Below are 17,540 nucleotides of genomic sequence, written 5' to 3'. Positions count from 1 at the left end.
GCGCCAACCGCCACCGGGTCTGATCGCTCACTCGGATCGCGGCAGCCAATACGCCAGCGCGAGCTATAGAGCACTGTTGGCCAGAAACGATATGCAGCAGAGCATGAGTCGTAAAGGTAACTGCTGGGATAACTCAGTGATGGAGCGCTTCTTCCTGAGCTTGAAAATGGAGCGGGTATGGCGGCGCGATTATGCCAACCATGCCGAAGCGACACGCGACATCACTGAATATATCGCTGGGTTTTACAATAACGAGCGACTGCATTCGAAACTGGGATATCTGCCACCGACCGTTTACGAACAAACGATGGCGTCGGAACGACCTATCGAGGTGTCCGGGATTAGTTGACCACTACATGCGACCTGTTTGCACGCAAGAGAATCAATGGGGTCAGCGTTTCCTCGTCGGGTTGATCTCCGACGAGGCGATGTACCGTTTTGATCGTTCCCACGCTCCGCGTGGGCATGCAGCCAGAGACGCTCTGCGTCTCGCTACAACGGACGCAGAGCGCCCAAGCGGGGTTCCCACGCAGAGCGTGGCATGGCCCTAAAGCGGTGTGCCGCCCAACCCCTCCCACAATTAGCCGGCATCGCTGGCTAACAGTACAAGCCTCAACTCCACAACTTCCCCACCGGCGTATCCAGCGCATAGTGCGTCGCCACCTGTGCCTGCAGCAGCTCTGCCGTGGCCAGTGCATCAGTCAGCGCGTGGTGCGCCTGGTACAGCGGCAGGTTGTAGCGCAGGCGGCTGTCGGCCAGGCGGATGGAGGTGGGTTGGCGGCCGAGCAGTTTGGCCAGCCAGCCGGGTTGGCGTGTGCGGTGCAGGCGGGCTTCCAGTTGCATGGTGTCGATCACCGGGAAGTGCAGGCCTTCGCCGAGTTGCTGGCGTACGGCCTGGTCGATAAAGCCACGTTCGATGTTGCGGTAGTGCACCACCATGACGTGGCCCTGCATGGCTGCCAGCAGCTCGTCGAGGATGTGGGTCAGGCGCGGGGCGTGGCGGATGTCGGAGTGGGTGATGCGGTGGAAGGGCACGGACTCGCCACTCAGTTCGCTGGTGGGTTTGACCACCCAGTAGCGCGCCTCGCCGCAGCGGATGCGCTGCAAACTCAGGGGCACCAAACCGAGGCTGATGATGGCGTGCTGGCGGGCGTCGAGGCCGGTGGTTTCGACATCCAGGGCGAGCAGCGGCACGGCCTCGATGGGCGTGTCCATGGCCACCACGCCCGCCTGGTAGAAGGCTTTCAGGCGCGGGTCGCGGCTTTGTTCGGCAAGTTGCGCGTAGAGCGCTGGCCAGTCGGGCGCCTGATCCTGGCGCTGGCCTTTCATGGGTTGCGCACCGCATGGGGTGGATAGCGAAAGCGCAGGAATTTCTGCGCGTTGCTGAGCACCTGGAAGGCTTCCTTGAGGTTGTAGCGTTCGCTGGCCGAGACCTGTTCGGGTTCGATGTAGTTGTTCGGCTCGCGCTCGGCCTCAACCGCTGAGGCCTGGTGGCGGATGCGCACCAGGGAGAGGAATTCCAGGGCGTAGCGCAGCTGGCTGATGGCTTCGGGCGGCATCAGTTTGGTGGCGGCGATGGCGTCCAGGCGCTCGAAGGAGTTTTGCGCCTTGCTGCCGCAGGCCAGGGCGTGCACGCGGATCAGGTCGGTGAGCGGTGCGGTGCCGCGGCCCTTGAGGTTGATGATGTTCTTCTGCTGGCCGTCGGTTTCCATCACGAAGGTGCGGAAGAAGCCCAGCGGCGGGGTGCGGTTCAGGGCATTGCGCGCCATGGCAGCGAGGAACGCCGGGTTGGCGCTGGCGCGGGTGGCGACCAGGTCCTTGAGCTGCTCGACCAGCTCGCTTTCGCCGTAGACGCTGTCCAGGTCGAAGAAGATGCAGCTATTGAGCAGGGTGGTCGGGTTGGGGCGGTCGATCCACTCGCGAAAATAACCCTGCCAGACCCGCAGCGGCTGGCGCCACTGTGGGTTGCTGGCCATGATCCCGCCCTTGCAGTAGGCATAGCCGCAGGCCGCCAGACCCTTGCTGACGAAGCGGGCGAGCTTGAGAAAGTAGTCATCGTGCACCGCGGGGTCGAAGCGGTCGTCGAGCACCAGGGCGTTGTCCTGATCGGTGACCAGCAGTTGCTCGTCGCGCGCCATGGAGCCCAGGGCCATAAAGCTGTAGGGCACCGGTGGCGGGCCGAGCTCGGCCTCGGCCAGTTCCAGCAGGCGCTGGGTAAAGGCGCGACCGAGGCCGGCGGTGGCGCTGCCAATCATGTGTGCGCTGGCCTCGTCGCGCACCATGCGCACGAAGGTCGCGCGCAGATCCGGCAGCAGTGCCTGCAAGCCGCTGACCTGGGTCTGGTTGAACAGGGTGTTGACCAGGTGCAGGCTGCTTTGTGATTCGTAGCGGATGATGTCCGACAGGTTGAGCATGCCCACCGGCCGCCGGCGCTGCACCACGGGCAGGTGGTGGATGTTGTTGCGCAGCATGCACAGCATGGCCTCGAACACTGAGTCGTCGGCCTGCACGGTGATCGGGTTGGGCGACATCACCTGGCTGACTGGGGTATCGGCGCCCAGGCCCTCGGCCACCACGCGGGTGCGCATGTCGCGGTCGGTGAGGATGCCGACCATCACCTGGGTCTGCTGGTCGAGCACCGAAACCTGCTCGGGGTTGGGCCAGCGCGCGTTGGGGTCGACGATCACCAGGGAGGACACGCTCTGCTCGGTCATCACCCGCGCCGCCTCGCGCACCGGGGTGTCGAGGGTGACGCTGACCGGTGCGCGGGCGATCAACTGGCGCACCTTGATCTTCATCAGGTCGCGCGCCTTGCCCTGGCTGTCCACCGCGCTCTTGAGGCGCGACTGGCCCTCGGCTTCGACGAAGTCGGCAAAGCTGTCGAAGGCCTCGCAGAGCTGGGCGAATACGGCGGCGGGGATGAAGTAGATCAGGCTGTCTTCGATGGCCCGCGCCGGGAAGCGCACCTTGTTGCTGCGCAGCAGGCCGGCCTGGCCGAAGATATCGCCCTCGCTCAGGCGGTTGTACAGCTCACCGTTGCGCCGATAGATCTCCACCGCGCCGCTGCGCACGTAGTGCAGCTCGTGGATGTCGGCGCCGTACAGGAGGATGTCGCTGCCGGCCTTGAAGTAGGCCACCTGCACCTGGCTGGCGATGGCATCGAGACGGTCTTCGGGCAGGGCGTCGAAGGGCGGGAAGCGGTTCAGGTGATCGCGGATCTCGATCAACTCGATCTGCATGGTGGCCTCGTTCGCGAGCGGGCGGTACAGGATACGGGTATCGCCGGGTGAATGTCCGCCTTGCTGGCGTTACCGGGTGTGCCGGTCCACACATCGGCGTCTGCCAGGCTATGCCATGATGAGTGCTGGCGCAGGCGATCCAGCAGTTTCAGACAAGGAGTGGTTATGCACGGGGCGGGTTTCTGGGCAGGGCTGGCGCTGCTGGTGGCGCTCACTGGTTTAACGATTTATTTCTACAACCGCCTGGTGTTCAACCGTGCGCGGGTGGCCGAGGCGTGGAGCGGTATCGATGTGCAGCTCAAGCGTCGCGCCAGCCTGATTCCTGCGCTGGTCGAGTGCGTGCGCCAGTACATGAATTACGAGCAGGGCACGCTACAGGCGCTGGTGCAGGAGCGCCTGCGCGCGGTGCAGTTGGCTGATTCGCCGCTGGGCGAGCGGGCGCCGGTGGAGGCGCAGTTGAGCCTGCAGCTGCGCCAGCTGTTTGCCCTGATTGAGGATTACCCGACGCTCAAGGCCGACGGCCAGTTTCTCGACCTGCAGCGCACCATCACAGAGGTCGAGGCGCATATTCAGATGGCTCGGCGTTACTACAATGGCGCAGTGCGCGAACTGAATGTGCTGATTGAGTCAGTGCCGAGCAACCTGGTTGCGCGGTTGTTTGCTTTCACCCAGGCGGAGTATTTCAGTCTGGACGACCCCCGTGATGCCCAGCCGCCAAAAATGGAGTTTTGACATGCTGTCAGTGCTGCGTTCAGTGCTGTTGTGTTTATGCCTGCTGCCGCTGTGGGCAACGGCCGCTGAGGTGATCGAGAACTTTGCCGTCACCTTGCAGGTGCAGCGTGACGGCAGCCTGCTGGTCACGGAGCGTATTGCCGTGCAGGCCGAGGGTAAGCAGATCAAGCGCGGCATCTACCGTGATCTGCCGGTCAGTTACAGCTTGCCGAGCGGGTTGCAGCAGAGCAGCCCGATTACCTTGCTCGACGTATTGCGTGACGGCCAGACGGAACGGGTGCGGGTTGAGGAGAATGGCACCTGGGTGCGCTATTACCTCGGTTCACCCGAGCGACTGCTGCAACCGGGGCGCTATGACTACGAGTTGCGCTATCGGGTTGAGCGGCAGTTGCTGCACCACGCCACGACCGATGAGCTGTACTGGAATGTGACGGGTAATGGTTGGGCGTTTCCGATTCAGCAGGCGTCGGTCGAGGTGCAACTGCCGACGGGCGCGCGGATCGGCCAGTTTGCCGCCTACACCGGTCGCTGGGGCAGCCAGAACAAGGGCTACGAGGTGCTGGAGCAGCGCGATGATTACCTGCGCCTGACCACCACCCAGGCATTGCCAGCCTATCAGGGGCTGACGGTGGCGGTGGACTGGCCAGCCGGGTTGGTCGCACGGCCGGGTTTTATCGAGCGTAGCGTCGCCTTGGCGCGCGATAACGTCGGCCTGTTGCTTGGCGTGCTGCTGTTGATCGGCGTGCTGCTGTTTTATCTGCGCACCTGGGATCGGGTCGGTCGTGACCCTGCAAAAAGCATCATCATCGCGTTATTCGGCGCCCCGCCAGGCATGAGCGCGGTGCAAGCCGGCTACCTCTGGCACCGCGGGTTTAACGGCGCGTATCAGGATGCACGGGCGTTCAGTGTGTGGCTCACCGACATGGCCATCCGCAAGCACCTGCACATTGAGGATAAACCGCAGGGTGGCGGCTTTACCCTGGCCCGTGGCACGGGTGAGCGAGAAGACTTCAGCGAGGCCGATCGTGAGCTGCGCAAGCGCTTGTTCCCGGCCAACAAGGCCGGTATCGCCCTGGAGATTGGCGGCGATTACGAGCCGCGCCTGGGCGATGCTGTCGCCGGGCTGACCACCCAGCTTAAAACACAAGGCAAGGCCTGGTTCAGTAACAACCGGGGGCTCTGGGCGTGGGGGCTGGTGTTGGTCCTTGTCGGCTGTGTGGTCATGGTGCTGACTGGCGCGCGTAACAGCACCGCGATGGGCGCCGGCCTGGCGGGTTTGGTCTTTTCACTGGTCTTTGCCGGGCCAGCACTGTGGGTGCTTTGCCTCGCGTGGCGGGGGCCGGGCTGGGGCCGTCGCATCGTCCTGGGTTTTTTCGGCTTGATGTTTTTCGTGCCGGTGCCAGTGGGGGTGTGGATGCTGGTTGATGCTTTGCCCCTACTGAACGTGCTGGTGCTGGGCGCCTACGCGGCCGTGGTGGTGGTGTTCTATATGCTGCTGCCGGCACCTACGCCGCTTGGGCGGCAACTGCTTGACCACCTGGAAGGCTACCGCGACTACCTGCAACTGGCGGAAAGCGATGTGCTGGCCCTGGCCGGTGATGCTCCAGCAATGAGTATCGCGCTGTATGAGCAGCATTTGCCCTACGCCATGGCCTTGGGTGTGGAAGACAAGTGGAGTGCGCGCTTCAGTGAAGCGCTGGCCAAGGGTTTGATCGACCCGGCGCAGCGTGACTATCAACCCGACTGGTATCACAGCCGCAGCACGTTCAGCTCGCCGGTGGCCATGAGCAGCGCGTTGGCGGCTGGCCTCAGCAGTGCCACGGCGCTGGCTGCGTCAGCACCTGCGAGCAGTTCATCAGGTGGAGGCGGCTCTTCCGGGGGTGGGTCTTCAGGTGGCGGTGGTGGCGGCGGGGGCGGAGGCGGCTGGTGATAGGCCCGGTCATGCCGCCTGGTCTTCGCTAGATGCAGAGCCTGTGTCCCCGAGCGGAAGCCTGATGCGGCGCGTCATGATGGCTGCCAATGCTGCTGGCTTTCAGCCACGGCATCGTGGGCATGCAGGCTTTCGGCGTGCACCACCCGCAGGTGAAAACCCGCTACCAGTGGCAGCGCCGCCAGGCAGCGATGCAGGCGCCGGGCGGCGTCTTCGCAGAACATCAGGTTCTGCCCGTTGGCCAGGGCGAAGGCCTGTTCGTCGGCGCGCTTGACCGCGGTTTGCAATGCGGTACCCAGGGCGCGCTCGGCATCATCAATCAACGTCAGCAATGGCAGCTCGGCGGCGCTGGCGTCGAGGCGCACCTGCAGGGTCGCGGTGCTGCGCTGGCTGTGTGGGGTGGCGAGGATGCCTTGGGTAGAGCCGAGCCAGGCGAGTACATCGGCGTGGTCCAGCGGCTGGTCGGCGAAGTCGGCGCTAAAGCGCTGCTGGATCAACCGGCGGGCCAGGGCGGCAGAGCAGGGGCAGGTCGAGGAATAGCCGACGCTGACCTGCAGTTCCACGTGAAACCCCCTTGTATCCTGGCGTGCGCGGATTTCCAGCGGGTAACTCTTCCAACCACTGAGCGGGCTGACCAGCGCCGGTCGGTTGAGCAGCACCTCGCCGCGTAGGGTCAGATAAGCGCTGTTGGACAGCTGCAGGTGGCTGTCGAGGAAATGCCCCAGCACCTGCTGCAGCAGTGCCGGGGTCACGGGCTGCTGCTCGAAGGCGTGCAGCGCCAGGTACAGGCGCGACATATGAATACCCCGCGCTTCGCCGTCATCCAGGCTGACGCCGGCATCGGCGCGCCCGGCGATGCGTTGCTCGGCCAGGTGCAGCGGCAGGGCGATATCGGCCATGCCCACCCAAGTCAGGGCTTGGGCGTGGTGGGTGGCCTGGGCGGCGATGTCTGGCAGGGTCAGAGCGTTCATCGGAATTCCAGAGGTTGGTTTGCGTGATTAATGTTATGTTATAACAATTAAATCACCTTGCCAGCGAATCCATCGCCATGTCCACACCCCTGAATGACGCGCAGCTGCTTGCCCAGCCCGCCGACGACTACATGAACGAGGCCCAGCAGGCGTTTTTCCGCGAGCGTCTGCTGGTGCAACGCAGCGAGCTGCATGCGCGCATCGCCGAGGAATTCGCCGGCCTGCGTGAGCAGGAGGTCGGCAGCGACCCGGCCGATATTGGCGCCGCCGAAGAGCAGCGCCAATGGCAACTGCGCCTGCTGGAGCGGGAAAAGAAGCTGCTCGACAAGATCGACGAAGCACTCACTCGCCTTGCCCGCGGTGAGTACGGCTGGTGCCGTGAAACCGGCGAACCGATTGGCCTGCAACGCCTGCTCCTGCGACCCACCGCCGACCTGTGCATCGAAGCCAAAGAGCGCCAGGAGCTGCGCGAAAGACATCAGAAGCGGGTCGTCTGAACCCGCCCTTCAATAACCGTGAACCCTGAGGGACTCGCCATGCCCACCCGCCTTCCCGTTACCGTGCTGTCCGGCTTTCTCGGCGCCGGTAAAAGCACGCTGCTCAACGCCATCCTGAAGAACCGCCAAGGCTTGAAAGTGGCGGTAATCGTCAACGATATGAGCGAAATCAATATCGATGGCAGCGAAGTTCAGCGTGATGTCACCCTCAACCGCGCCGAAGAAAAGCTCGTGGAAATGAGCAACGGCTGCATCTGCTGCACCTTGCGCGAAGACCTGCTGGAAGAGGTCAGCCGCCTGGCCGATGAGGGCCGCTTCGACTACCTGCTGATCGAGTCGACCGGCATCAGCGAGCCGCTGCCGGTGGCCGAGACTTTCACCTTCCGCGACGAGCAGGGCCAGAGTTTGGCCGACAAGGCACGCCTGGACACCCTGGTGACCGTGGTCGATGGGGTCAACTTCCTGCGTGACTTTCACGAGGCTGAAAGCCTGGCCAGCCGTGGCGAAACCCTGGGCGAGGGCGACGAGCGCTCGATCACCGACCTGCTGATCGAGCAGGTCGAGTTCGCCGACGTGCTGCTGATCAGCAAGATCGACCTGATCAGCAGCGCCGAGCGCGAGGAGCTGAGTGCCATCCTGCGTGGCCTCAATACCCACGCCGAGATCGTGCCGATGGCCATGGGTGCAGTGCCGCTGGAAAAAATCCTCAATACCGGGCGTTTCGACTTCGAGCGCGCGGCCCAGGCGCCCGGCTGGCTCAAGGAGCTGCGCGGCGAGCACATTCCGGAAACCGAGGAGTACGGCATTGCCTCCAGCGCCTACCGCGCGCGTCGGCCGTTTCACCCTGAGCGCTTCTTTGCCTTCCTCAACCGTGAATGGAGCAACGGCCGCCTGCTGCGCTCCAAGGGTTTCTTCTGGCTGGCCAGCAAGTACCAGGAAGCCGGCAGTTGGTCCCAGGCCGGCGGGCTGATGCGCCATGGCTTTGCCGGGCGCTGGTGGCGTTTTGTGCCGAAAAGCCAGTGGCCGCAGGACGAAGAGGGGCTGCAGACGATCATGAAACACTGGCAGGCGCAGACCGGCGATTGCCGTCAGGAGCTGGTGTTTATCGGCCAGAACATCGATTTTTCCCGCCTGACCGGCGAGCTGGATGCCTGCCTGCTCGACGACGCGGAAATGGCCCTGGGCGTCGAAGGCTGGCGGATGCTGCCCGACCCGTTCGGCGCCTGGACCGAGGAGTCTGCATGAGCCTGGCCCACGCCATAAAACTGCGCGCGCCGGCGCGGCAGCTGTGCAGTGCGCAGATCGACGTGCTCGGCGAGGTACTGCGCGACGACGTCAACCTGGCCTGTTGGCAGCGGCAACTGCCGGTGCAGATCAGCGATTTCTGCCACGCCCTGCTGGCCCAGGGCGATCCCCTGGCGGCCTCCGTAGTGCTGGAGTTGGCCAACCCGGAAGAGCCGCCGAAGCTGCACGGCCTGGTCGACCAGTACAGCGACCTACCCGGCCAGGCTGCGTTTCTGGCGGATGTCGCCTGGCTGGTGAGCGCCTTTGTCTACCTGGTCGATGCGCGGCGCATCGGCCTGCGTCTGCGCGTGCTGGACAAAGCCATGTGCCCGCGCTTTCACGTCGACCATGTGCCGCTGCGGCTGATCACCAGTTACGCCGGCATCGGCAGCCAATGGCTGGATGAGGGCGTGATCCCCCGCCAGCGCCTAGGCGACCCTGCCGCCGAACCCCAGGACGCGACGCGGATCCACCAGGCGCAAGCCGGTGACGTGCTGCTCGCCAAGGGGGAAAAGTGGGTGGGTAACGAAGGGCACGGGCTGATCCACCGCTCGCCGCAACCGCCTGCGGGTGAGCAGCGTTTGCTGCTGACGCTGGATTGGTTGGGGTAGTGAATCACAGCCTGTAGGAGCGCCGCCCCGGCGCGAAGCGGTTGGGTGCCTGTGGGATTGTGCGATGGCTTCTATTCGTCGCGGGGCGCGACTCCTACGGGATTGTGGCAAGGCCACTGCCTTGTAGGAGCGCCGCCCCGGCGCGAAGCGGTTGGCTGTCTGTGGATTGTGCGATGGCTTCTATTCGTTGCGGGACGCGACTCCCACGGGATTGTGGCAAGGCCACTGCCTTGTAGGAGCGCCGCCCCGGCGCGAAGCGGTTGGGTGTGTGTGGATTGTGCGATGGCGTCTATTCGTCGCGGGGCGCGACTCCTACGGGATTGTGGCAAGGCCACTGCTTTGTAGGAGCGCCGCCCCGGCGCGAAGCGGTTGGCTGTCTGTGGGATTGTGCGATGGCTTCTATTCGTCGCGGGGCGCGACTCCCACGGGATTGTGGCAAGGCTACTGTCTTGTAGGAGCGCCGCCCCGGCGCGAAGCGTTCGCCTATTAGCGCGCCATCCACACGCCTTTGCTTTGCTGCTCGCAGTAGGCCTTGAGGTAGGTCGCGTCGCTGGCGACGCCGTAGTAATGCACATCCTGCTGGTAGGGCGTGCCGCCGACGCGGGCGTTGCGGCACACGCCGTAGGCGCCGATTGGGCATTGCTCGACGAACTCCACGGCGACGGTCTGGCCCTTGAGCTGCGGCTGGCAAAAGCCGCTGCGAAACAGGTTCGGTGGGATGCTGCGGTTCTGTTGGCAGACCTTCACATCCAGTCGCTCGGCCTGGCTGCGCACCACGCAGGCTTCGCCCCAGGCCAGCCCGGACAACAGGAACATCCCCAACAGCAGAACGGCGCGCATCGTGACAAACCTCGATCAACAGGCAGTGGCATCAAACAGGTCGACGACTCTAGCACGCAGCTTTTCCAGCGTCAGCGGCTTCTCTCTCAGCCGGCAAACCCGCACCATAGGCTTATGTTGAAGAATATTCCGACTCACCTGATTGCCGGGCCGTTGGGCGCCGGCAAGACCAGCCTGATCCGCCACCTCCTGGCGCAACGGCCGGCCCATGAGCGCTGGGCGGTGCTGATCAACGAGTTCGGCCGGGTCGGCCTGGACGCCGCGCTGCTGACTACGCACGACGATGGCGTGGCCTTGGGTGAAGTGGCCGGTGGCTGCCTGTGTTGCGTCAACGGTGTGCCGTTTCAGGTCGGCCTGAGCCGCCTGTTGCGCCAGGCCAAGCCCCATCGTCTGCTGATCGAGCCGTCCGGCCTCGGCCATCCGCTGCAACTGCTGGCGCAACTGGGCGAAGCGCCCTGGGCCGGCGTGCTGGCGGTGCAGGCGCCGCTGCTGGTGTTGGATGCCCAGGCGGTAGCCCGTGGCGAAGCCCTGGCGCAGAGCCAGCAAGCGACACTGGAGCACGCCGGGCTGGTGCTGCTGAACAAGGCCGAAGGGCTGGACGCTGCGGCCAAGGCACGCATCCTGGCGCAACTGCCCGCGCGACCGATGTACTGGGCCAGCCAGGGGGCATTGCCCTTGGTGGCGCTGCCCGGTTTCAGCGCCCAGGGCGACAGCGGCGGCACCCTGGATAACCTGCCCAAGGCCGCCGCGCCCTTGCCCCACCTGTGGCGTAACCCGGCCGAGCCGATCTGCCAGGTGCAGCAGCAGGCCGAAGGCTGGAGTATCGGCTGGCGCTGGCACCCCAGCCAGCAGTTCGCGTTGCCGCGTATCGAGCACTGGCTTGCCAGCCTGCCCTGGCGCCGCGCCAAGCTGGTGCTGCACAGCAACATCGGTTGGCGCTCGGCCAATGCCCTGAATGGCCAGGCATTGCAGTGGCAGCCCAGTGAGTGGCGCAAGGATTCGCGGCTGGAGCTGATTTTTGCCGAAGCACAGGATCAGACTGCTCTGGTTGCCAGCATGACGGCCTGCCGGGTAGCAGGTCGTTGAAAGCCCTAGGCGAGGCCGGCACGCCGCGTTGCCACAAATGCTCTTGGATGACTGCCTGCATTTATCAAGGAAGGCAGCGGGCTGTAGGGTGCGCCGCGCGCACCGGGAATCTGCATCTGACCCTGGTACGCACAGCGCACCCTACCTGGCGACGGCGAGTCCTATCGATTGACGCGAATGCGGCTGGCGAGTCGATGCCGGCCTGCTAAGCTGCAGCGCCGTTTGTTCACTGGTCACCGCCTATGCAGTTGCTTCCCTGGTCCCACGCCTGTTCCGCCGGCTTCACCCTGCGCGGTTGGTATTCGCCTCCGTCCGGCAAGCCGGTGCTGCATATGCTGCACGGCAATGGCTATTGCGGCCGGGTGTATACGCCGATGCTGCGCGAGCTGGCCGAGGCGTTCGACCTCTGGTTGTGCGATGTGCAGGGGCACGGCGAGAGTGACCACGGCGGTCGTTTTCACGGTTGGAACCGCAGCGCCGAACTGGCCCTGGAGGCCTTCGATGCTGGCCGCGAGCGGTTTACCGATGCGCCGCTGTTTGCCCTGGGGCACAGCTTTGGCGGGGTGCTCACCAGCCTGATGCTGGCGCAGCGCCCGACTCTGTTCGGTCGCGCGGTGTTGCTCGATCCGGTGCTGTTCGGCCCGGCGATGATCGGGGTGATGGCGCTGTCCGATGTCGTCGGCCTGAGCCGGCGTACCACCCTGGCGAGCAGAGCGCTCAAGCGCCGCAGCAACTGGCCGGACCGCGCCGCGGCGCATAAGGCGCTGTATGGCCGCGGGATGTTTCGTGGCTGGACGGACGAAGCCTTCGACGCCTATATCGAACATGCGTTGAAAGACAGCGACGCCGGTGTCGAGCTGCGTTGCCGGCCGAGCCGCGAGGCCGATATTTTCAGTTCCTACCCACGCCGTTTGTGGCCGTCGCTGGCCAAGGTCACGACGCCGAGCCTGGTGCTCTACGGCCAGCACAGCTACCCCTTCGTCGCCCGCTCCGTGGCACGCTGGTGCGCCGGCAACCCGCATGTGCGCGCGCAGGTGGTGCCGGGTGGGCATTGTTTTATGCAGGAATATCCACAGGACAGTGCGCAGCGGGTGGCCGAGTTTCTGTTGCCGCAATCCTGACAGTAGCCTGGGTTGAGCGCAGCGATACCCGGGTGTCGCCAAGCTCGACCCAGGCTACTCGGCTGTCTTACTCGGCCTTGCGCCGCCAGTCGTCGAGCTGGATCACCTTGGCGTCATGCTGCACAGCGACGGGTTCGGGCTGTGGCTCCTGCACCGGGTGCGGGGCCAGCTCGATACGCCCCAGGTGGCGGCCGAACATGATGATGATGCCGTCGTGGCGCTGCTCGCCGGTTACCGTGAACTCGAAGCCATAGACCCGCGCCAGGCGCTTGCGCCCGCGGGCGTCGGGCAGCAGGGCCAGGCGGCGCAGGGCGACGGCGCCGTCGAGCAGTTCGACATCGGCGCGTTTGCAATGCTGCTGTACCAGTTTCAGCGCCTGCTCGCGCAGGCCGTGGGCGTGCCACAGCCAGGCGCCGGCGGTAGCCAGCAGCATCAGGACGAACAGGTTGCCAAGGGTCAGCATCAGGGGCACGCCGGGCGAAAGAGACGCTCCAGCTTACCTGAGCACTGCGGAAAAAACGCCCACCGCCCGTACCTATCCGATGCGCCGCCGGGTGGCTCAGGCTTTCTCGCTGGCCATGCCCAGGCGGGCGAACATCACCCGGGCGATTTCCCGTTCGCCCATCACCACCAGGTCGGCGTCGTGGGCCTTGAGGTAGTCGACATCGTCGTCGAAATGCGCGCGAGCGATGATGTCCAGCGCGGCATTGGCCTCGCGGCCGTGTTTGGCGATCTGCCCGGCTTCCAGGCAATTGGGGATGGCGATCATCAGCCAGCGCGCCTGGGCCACGTTGGCCAATTGCAAGACGTGGGTACTGGCCGCGTTGCCGAGCACCACGCTGTAACCCTCCTCGCGCAGGTCCTGAGCGTTGCTGCGGTTGTCGTCGATGATCACCAGCGGTATGCCCTCGGCACGCAGGCGCCGGCTGATGCGACTGCCGACCCGGCCATGGCCGATGATGATGGCATGGCCGGTTTCGCTGATCGGATGGCGGTCGTTGTCTTCGCTTTCGGCGCGGCTGCTGCCGTCCACCGGAACCGTGTCTTCGCGGCGGTCGAGCCAGGGCTGCAAACGGTCGATCAGCAGGAACAGCAGAGGGTTGAGCAGGATCGACAGGATTGCACCGGCCAGTACCAGGTCGCGCCCGGCAGGTGGCAGCAGCTCCAGGCTGACGCCCAGGCCGACGAGGATAAAACTGAATTCGCCGATCTGCGCCAGGCTGACCGAAATGGTCAGGGCGGTGCTCAGTGGCTTGCGGAAGGCCAGCACGATCAACATCGCCGCGAGGGATTTACCGACCACGATAACCAGCACCGTGCCCAGCACCAGCAAGGGCTGCTGCACCAGAATTGCCGGGTTGAACAGCATGCCCACGGAGACGAAAAACAGCACGGCGAAAGCGTCGCGCAGCGGCAGCGAATCTTCCGCTGCGCGGTGGCTGTACTTCGACTCGTTGAGGATCATGCCGGCGAAGAAGGCGCCGAGGGCGAAAGACACGCCGAACAGCTTGGCCGAGCCGTAGGCAATGCCCATGGCAATGGCCAGCACGGCCAGGGTGAACAGCTCACGCGAGCCGGTGCCGGCGCTGCGTTCGAGCAACCAGGGAATGACCCGGCGACCGACCACGACCATTAGCGCGACGAAGGCCATGACCTTACCGAGGGTCAACGCCAACTGCAGGCCAACGCTGCTGTCCGCGGCCATGCCCAGCGGCAGGCCGCCGAGGACTCCGGACAGCGCTGGCAGCAGGACCAGGGCCACGACCATCACCAGGTCTTCGACGATCAGCCAGCCCACGGCGATCTTGCCGCGCCGGCTGTCGAGCAACTGGCGCTCCTCCAGCGCGCGCAAAAGTACCACGGTGCTGGCCACCGACAATGCCAGGCCGAACACCAGGCCAGCGCCCCAACCCCAGCCAATCGCCCAGGCCAGGCCCATGCCGAGCAGGGTGGCGACGGTGATCTGCACCAGTGCGCCGGGAATGGCGATGTGCTTTACCGACATCAGGTCTTTCAGCGAGAAGTGCAGGCCCACGCCGAACATCAGCAGGATCACGCCGATTTCGGAAATCTCGTGGGACAGCTCCTTGTCGGCGACGAAGCCAGGCGTGAACGGGCCGACGATAACCCCGGCCAGCAGGTAGCCGACCAGGGGCGACAGGCGCAGGCGATGGGCCAGGCTGCCAAAGATGTAGGCCAGCACGAAGCCGGCGGCAATGGTGGCGATCAGGGGTGTGTGGTGCGGCATGGCGGCTCCCGATTTGCAGACGACGGCCGGAGCCGCACGCGGCTGGAGGGGAGGCAGCCGGTGCGGCGGCAGGGCATCGCCTGCTGCGGCCAAATAGACCTGGGAGTTTACATGGTCGGCTTTCTTATAACCAAAAAATATTTAAGCAGTATGTGTTCAGCACTCAGCCATCGGTTTTCAAGGCGCGGTAACGGGCGTCAAGCTCCTGGCGAATGCCGCGGCGTTGCTCACCCTGAACAAAGCGGCGGCGCTCGTCGGCAGTTTGCGGCTGGCGCGGCGGAATGGGGATGGGCTTGCGCGCCTCATCCACTGCCACCATGGTGAAGAAGCAGCTATTGGTATGACGCACCGAACGCTCGCGGATGTTCTCGGTGACCACCTTGATGCCGATCTCCATGGAGGTGCGGCCGGTGTAGTTGACCGAAGCGAGAAAGGTCACCAGTTCACCGACATGGATCGGCTCGCGGAAGATCACCTGGTCCACCGACAGGGTCACCACGTAACTGCCGGCATAGCGGCTGGCGCAGGCGTAGGCCACTTCATCCAGGTACTTGAGCAGGGTGCCACCGTGGACGTTGCCGGCAAAGTTGGCCATATCCGGGGTCATCAACACGGTCATCGTCAGTTGGGCGTTTCCGGGTTCCATGCAGGCTCCAGACTTTGGGCTTCGGGGGGATAGGCAGTGGACGTTCGCCACAGCCTATCAGACACCTCAGATCCCCGCCGACAAGCCCATGTCGATGGCCATGTCAGCTCCGGTGATGGCGGCCGCACCTGGCTGGCAGAGGAAGTACACCAGTTCAGCCACTTCCGCCGGCTGGATAAAGCGCGCCCGCTCGCCCTGGGGGTATTTGCTCAGCAGGCTGCGGTAATAGCCGACGGGGTCGCCGTTACCAAAGCGCTCGGCCTGGAAGGCCAGCATCGGGGTGTCGATATCGCCGGGCGAAACCGTGTTGCAGCGCACGCCGAAGGGGGCCAGATCCAGCGCCAGGGTTTTGCTGAGCAGGGTCAGGCCGCCCTTGCTGGCGCAGTAGGCCGCGGCGTTCTGATTGCCCTGGTGCCCCGCGTCGCTGGAGATATTGACGATGCAGCCGCGGCTCTCCTTGAGGTGGGGAATGGCCGCCGAGCACATAAAGAACGGGGCCTTGAGGTTGACCGCCATCAGCAGGTCATAGTCGGCCTCGCTGAAGCTTTCCACCGGCCCTTCGCGCCAGATGCCGGCGGCGTTGACCAAGGCATCCAGGCGGCCACAACCGGCGACCACTTGGTCTACCACATCCCGGCAGGCATTGGCGCTGCCCAGGTCGGCGCTGATCGAGGCGGCCAGGGGCAGCTCTTGGCCGAGCGCGATCAGCCCGGCGGCGTTGCAGTCGGTTACTGCCACCCGCCAGTTGCCCTGGTGGAAACGTTGCGCCAGGGCGCGGCCGACACCGCCGGCGGCACCGGTGATCAATACGACAGGTTGCATGACACATCTCCGTAAAGTTGTTGGCGCTATTGGGTGGAGACGCTGCTGCGCGGCGTTACCGGTAAAGCTGCAGGGTGACGCACCCAAGAGCGGCTCAGGCGTGGGTCAGGTACCAGCGCCAGTCCTGCTCGCCGACCTCGCCCATAAACTGGCGGAATTCGGCCCACTTGATCGCCAGGAACACTTTTAGGAAGTCCTCGCCCAGGGCGTCCTTGGCCCAGGCCGATTGCTCCAGTGTACGCAGGGCGGTCAGCCAGTCGGTGGGCAGGGTTTCGCGGGCCTGTTCGTAGCCGTTGCCGATGATTTCCTCACCCGGGTCGACCTGGTTTTTGATGCCGTGATGGATGCCGGAAAGGATCGCCGCCGCCGCCAGGTACGGGTTGGCGTCGGCGCCGCAGATGCGGTGCTCGACATGCCGGCTATTGGCCGGGCCGCCCGGCACGCGGAACGACACGGTGCGGTTGTTCACCCCCCAGCTTTTGGCCAGCGGCGCGTAGCTGTTGGCCTGGAAGCGGCGGAAGGAGTTGGCGTTGGGGCAGAAGATCGCCAGGGCGTCGTTGAGCGTGGCCATCATGCCGCCGATGGCGTGCTTGAGCAGCGGGGTGCCATGGGGGTCTTCGGAGGCCATCAGGTTATTGCCATGCTCGTCGGCCAGGCTGACGTGCATATGCATCCCGCTGCCGGCCTGGTCGCTAAACGGTTTGGCCATAAAGCAGGCCTGCAGCCCGTGCTTGTTGGCCACGCCTTTGACCAGGCGCTTGTAGCGCACGCCTTCGTCGATGGCCTGCAGCGCGTCGAAACGGTGCTCCAGGGTCAGCTCCAACTGGCCGGGGGCGTACTCGGAAATCGCCGTGCGCACCGGCAGGCCCTGCACTTCGCAGGCGGCGTAGAGGTCATCGAGGAACGGTTGCACTTGCTCCAGCTCGTACACGCCATAGACCTGCGGCGCCTGTGGACGCACGCCGTTGCTTTGCAGCGCCGGCTGTGGGCGGCCGTTGGCATCGCGCTGCTTGTCCAGCAGATAGAACTCCAGTTCCACCGCCATCACCGGGTGGTAACCGTCGGCCTTGAGCCGGTCGATGGCGCGCACCAGCACATGCCGTGGGTCGGCTGGGGCGGCGGGCATGCCCTGGGTTGGGTGCATGCTCACCTGCAGCTGGCCGGTGGGCGTGCTGCGCCAGGGTTGCAGGGTCAGGCTGCCGGGCAGCGGGTAAGTCCAGCAGTCGGCATCGGCGACTTCCCAGACCAGGCCGCTTTCTTCGACGTCTTCGCCCTGAATGGTCAGTGCCAGGATCGAGCTGGGCAGCGGCCGGCCGTTTTCATAGATGGCCAGCAGTTCGTCGCGGTGCAGCAGCTTGCCGCGTGGGATGCCGTTGGCGTCGATCAGCATGAGTTCGATCAGGCGCACGTCGGGGTGGGCGGCGAGGAAGTCGTGGGCTTCCTGGATCTCGGCAAATGGCATGGTGATTCTCACAGTGAGTCGTCATTTCGTGGGAGGCGCTTTAGCGGCGAT

General features: G+C 64.9%; 17 protein-coding genes. 8 read left to right on the top strand and 9 right to left on the bottom strand.

Going from position 1 to position 17,540, the window contains the following annotated elements:
• Positions 1–349: integrase core domain-containing protein (locus tag BMW49_RS21660; protein WP_139205711.1), on the top strand; the 349-nt coding region annotated here is incomplete at its 5' end.
• 263 nt (positions 350–612) lie between these two features.
• Here the strand turns inward: BMW49_RS21660 and BMW49_RS21655 are convergent.
• Both BMW49_RS21655 and BMW49_RS21650 read right to left on the bottom strand, forming a co-directional pair.
• Positions 613–1,329, bottom strand: coding sequence for a 3'-5' exonuclease (locus tag BMW49_RS21655; protein WP_069519827.1), 717 nt, complete (start codon positions 1,327–1,329; stop codon positions 613–615).
• Positions 1,326–3,239 carry a DUF294 nucleotidyltransferase-like domain-containing protein gene (locus tag BMW49_RS21650; protein WP_069519826.1) on the bottom strand — a complete coding sequence of 638 codons (1,914 nt, stop codon included), beginning with the start codon at positions 3,237–3,239 and terminating at the stop codon, positions 1,326–1,328. The genes BMW49_RS21655 and BMW49_RS21650 overlap by 4 nt, the downstream gene beginning before the upstream one ends.
• 165 nt (positions 3,240–3,404) lie before the next feature.
• Here BMW49_RS21650 and BMW49_RS21645 point away from each other — a divergent pair, with 165 nt between their 5' ends.
• Together BMW49_RS21645 and BMW49_RS21640 are read left to right on the top strand one after the other, a co-directional pair.
• Positions 3,405–3,971, top strand: a complete 567-nt coding sequence (locus BMW49_RS21645) for a LemA family protein (protein ID WP_069519824.1) — start codon at positions 3,405–3,407, stop codon at positions 3,969–3,971.
• 1 nt (position 3,972) lies between these two features.
• Positions 3,973–5,901 (top strand): DUF2207 domain-containing protein, encoded by a 1,929-nt coding sequence (locus BMW49_RS21640; RefSeq protein WP_069519823.1) that lies wholly within the window; start codon positions 3,973–3,975, stop codon positions 5,899–5,901.
• A 74-nt stretch (positions 5,902–5,975) separates the two neighbouring features.
• Here BMW49_RS21640 and folE2 read toward each other — a convergent pair whose 3' ends face one another.
• On the bottom strand, positions 5,976–6,872 hold the full coding sequence (gene folE2 / locus BMW49_RS21635) for a GTP cyclohydrolase FolE2 (protein ID WP_069519822.1): 897 nt from the start codon (positions 6,870–6,872) through the stop codon (positions 5,976–5,978).
• A gap of 77 nt (positions 6,873–6,949) precedes the next feature.
• Here folE2 and dksA point away from each other — a divergent pair, with 77 nt between their 5' ends.
• Genes dksA through BMW49_RS21620 form a run of 3 tightly spaced genes read left to right on the top strand, consistent with a single transcriptional unit; the run spans position 6,950 to position 9,264 of the window.
• Positions 6,950–7,369 carry an RNA polymerase-binding protein DksA gene (gene dksA / locus BMW49_RS21630; protein WP_371850880.1) on the top strand — a complete coding sequence of 140 codons (420 nt, stop codon included), beginning with the start codon at positions 6,950–6,952 and terminating at the stop codon, positions 7,367–7,369.
• Between the two features lie 39 nt (positions 7,370–7,408).
• On the top strand, positions 7,409–8,614 hold the full coding sequence (gene zigA / locus BMW49_RS21625; RefSeq protein WP_069519820.1) for a zinc metallochaperone GTPase ZigA: 1,206 nt from the start codon (positions 7,409–7,411) through the stop codon (positions 8,612–8,614).
• The gene (locus BMW49_RS21620) at positions 8,611–9,264 is read left to right on the top strand and encodes a DUF1826 domain-containing protein (RefSeq protein ID WP_069519818.1); all 654 of its coding nucleotides are present in this window, start codon (positions 8,611–8,613) and stop codon (positions 9,262–9,264) included. Before zigA ends, BMW49_RS21620 begins: the two co-directional genes overlap by 4 nt.
• Positions 9,265–9,750: 486 nt before the next feature.
• On the opposite strand, the gene BMW49_RS21615 is transcribed toward BMW49_RS21620, so the two are convergent.
• A complete protein-coding gene (locus BMW49_RS21615) occupies positions 9,751–10,104 on the bottom strand; it encodes an NADH:ubiquinone oxidoreductase (RefSeq protein WP_069519816.1) in 354 nt (117 codons plus the stop codon).
• A 114-nt stretch (positions 10,105–10,218) separates the two neighbouring features.
• Here BMW49_RS21615 and BMW49_RS21610 point away from each other — a divergent pair, with 114 nt between their 5' ends.
• Both BMW49_RS21610 and BMW49_RS21605 read left to right on the top strand, forming a co-directional pair.
• Positions 10,219–11,190 carry a CobW family GTP-binding protein gene (locus BMW49_RS21610; RefSeq protein ID WP_069519815.1) on the top strand — a complete coding sequence of 324 codons (972 nt, stop codon included), beginning with the start codon at positions 10,219–10,221 and terminating at the stop codon, positions 11,188–11,190.
• Positions 11,191–11,432: 242 nt separating this feature from the next.
• Positions 11,433–12,311 (top strand): alpha/beta fold hydrolase, encoded by an 879-nt coding sequence (locus BMW49_RS21605; RefSeq protein WP_069519814.1) that lies wholly within the window; start codon positions 11,433–11,435, stop codon positions 12,309–12,311.
• A 67-nt stretch (positions 12,312–12,378) separates the two neighbouring features.
• Here BMW49_RS21605 and BMW49_RS21600 read toward each other — a convergent pair whose 3' ends face one another.
• From BMW49_RS21600 to BMW49_RS21580, 5 genes are all read right to left on the bottom strand, one after another.
• A complete protein-coding gene (locus tag BMW49_RS21600; protein WP_069519813.1) occupies positions 12,379–12,774 on the bottom strand; it encodes a DUF3301 domain-containing protein in 396 nt (131 codons plus the stop codon).
• Positions 12,775–12,870: 96 nt separating this feature from the next.
• Complete coding sequence (ybaL, locus tag BMW49_RS21595) at positions 12,871–14,559, bottom strand: YbaL family putative K(+) efflux transporter (protein ID WP_069519812.1); 1,689 nt, start codon at positions 14,557–14,559, stop codon at positions 12,871–12,873.
• A 163-nt stretch (positions 14,560–14,722) separates the two neighbouring features.
• Complete coding sequence (locus BMW49_RS21590) at positions 14,723–15,205, bottom strand: acyl-CoA thioesterase (RefSeq protein ID WP_069519811.1); 483 nt, start codon at positions 15,203–15,205, stop codon at positions 14,723–14,725.
• A gap of 66 nt (positions 15,206–15,271) precedes the next feature.
• On the bottom strand, positions 15,272–16,027 hold the full coding sequence (locus BMW49_RS21585) for an SDR family NAD(P)-dependent oxidoreductase (RefSeq protein ID WP_069519810.1): 756 nt from the start codon (positions 16,025–16,027) through the stop codon (positions 15,272–15,274).
• A gap of 94 nt (positions 16,028–16,121) precedes the next feature.
• Positions 16,122–17,489: a glutamine synthetase family protein gene (locus BMW49_RS21580; protein ID WP_069519809.1), complete on the bottom strand. Its 1,368-nt coding sequence runs from the start codon at positions 17,487–17,489 to the stop codon at positions 16,122–16,124.
• Positions 17,490–17,540 lie beyond the last annotated feature (51 nt).

It is taken from the genome of Pseudomonas cuatrocienegasensis (assembly GCF_900110925.1).
Taxonomy (GTDB): Bacteria; Pseudomonadota; Gammaproteobacteria; order Pseudomonadales; family Pseudomonadaceae; genus Aquipseudomonas; species Aquipseudomonas cuatrocienegasensis.
Note: the sequence above shows the minus strand (reverse complement) of the source record. Positions and strands in the feature narration are given on the sequence as shown.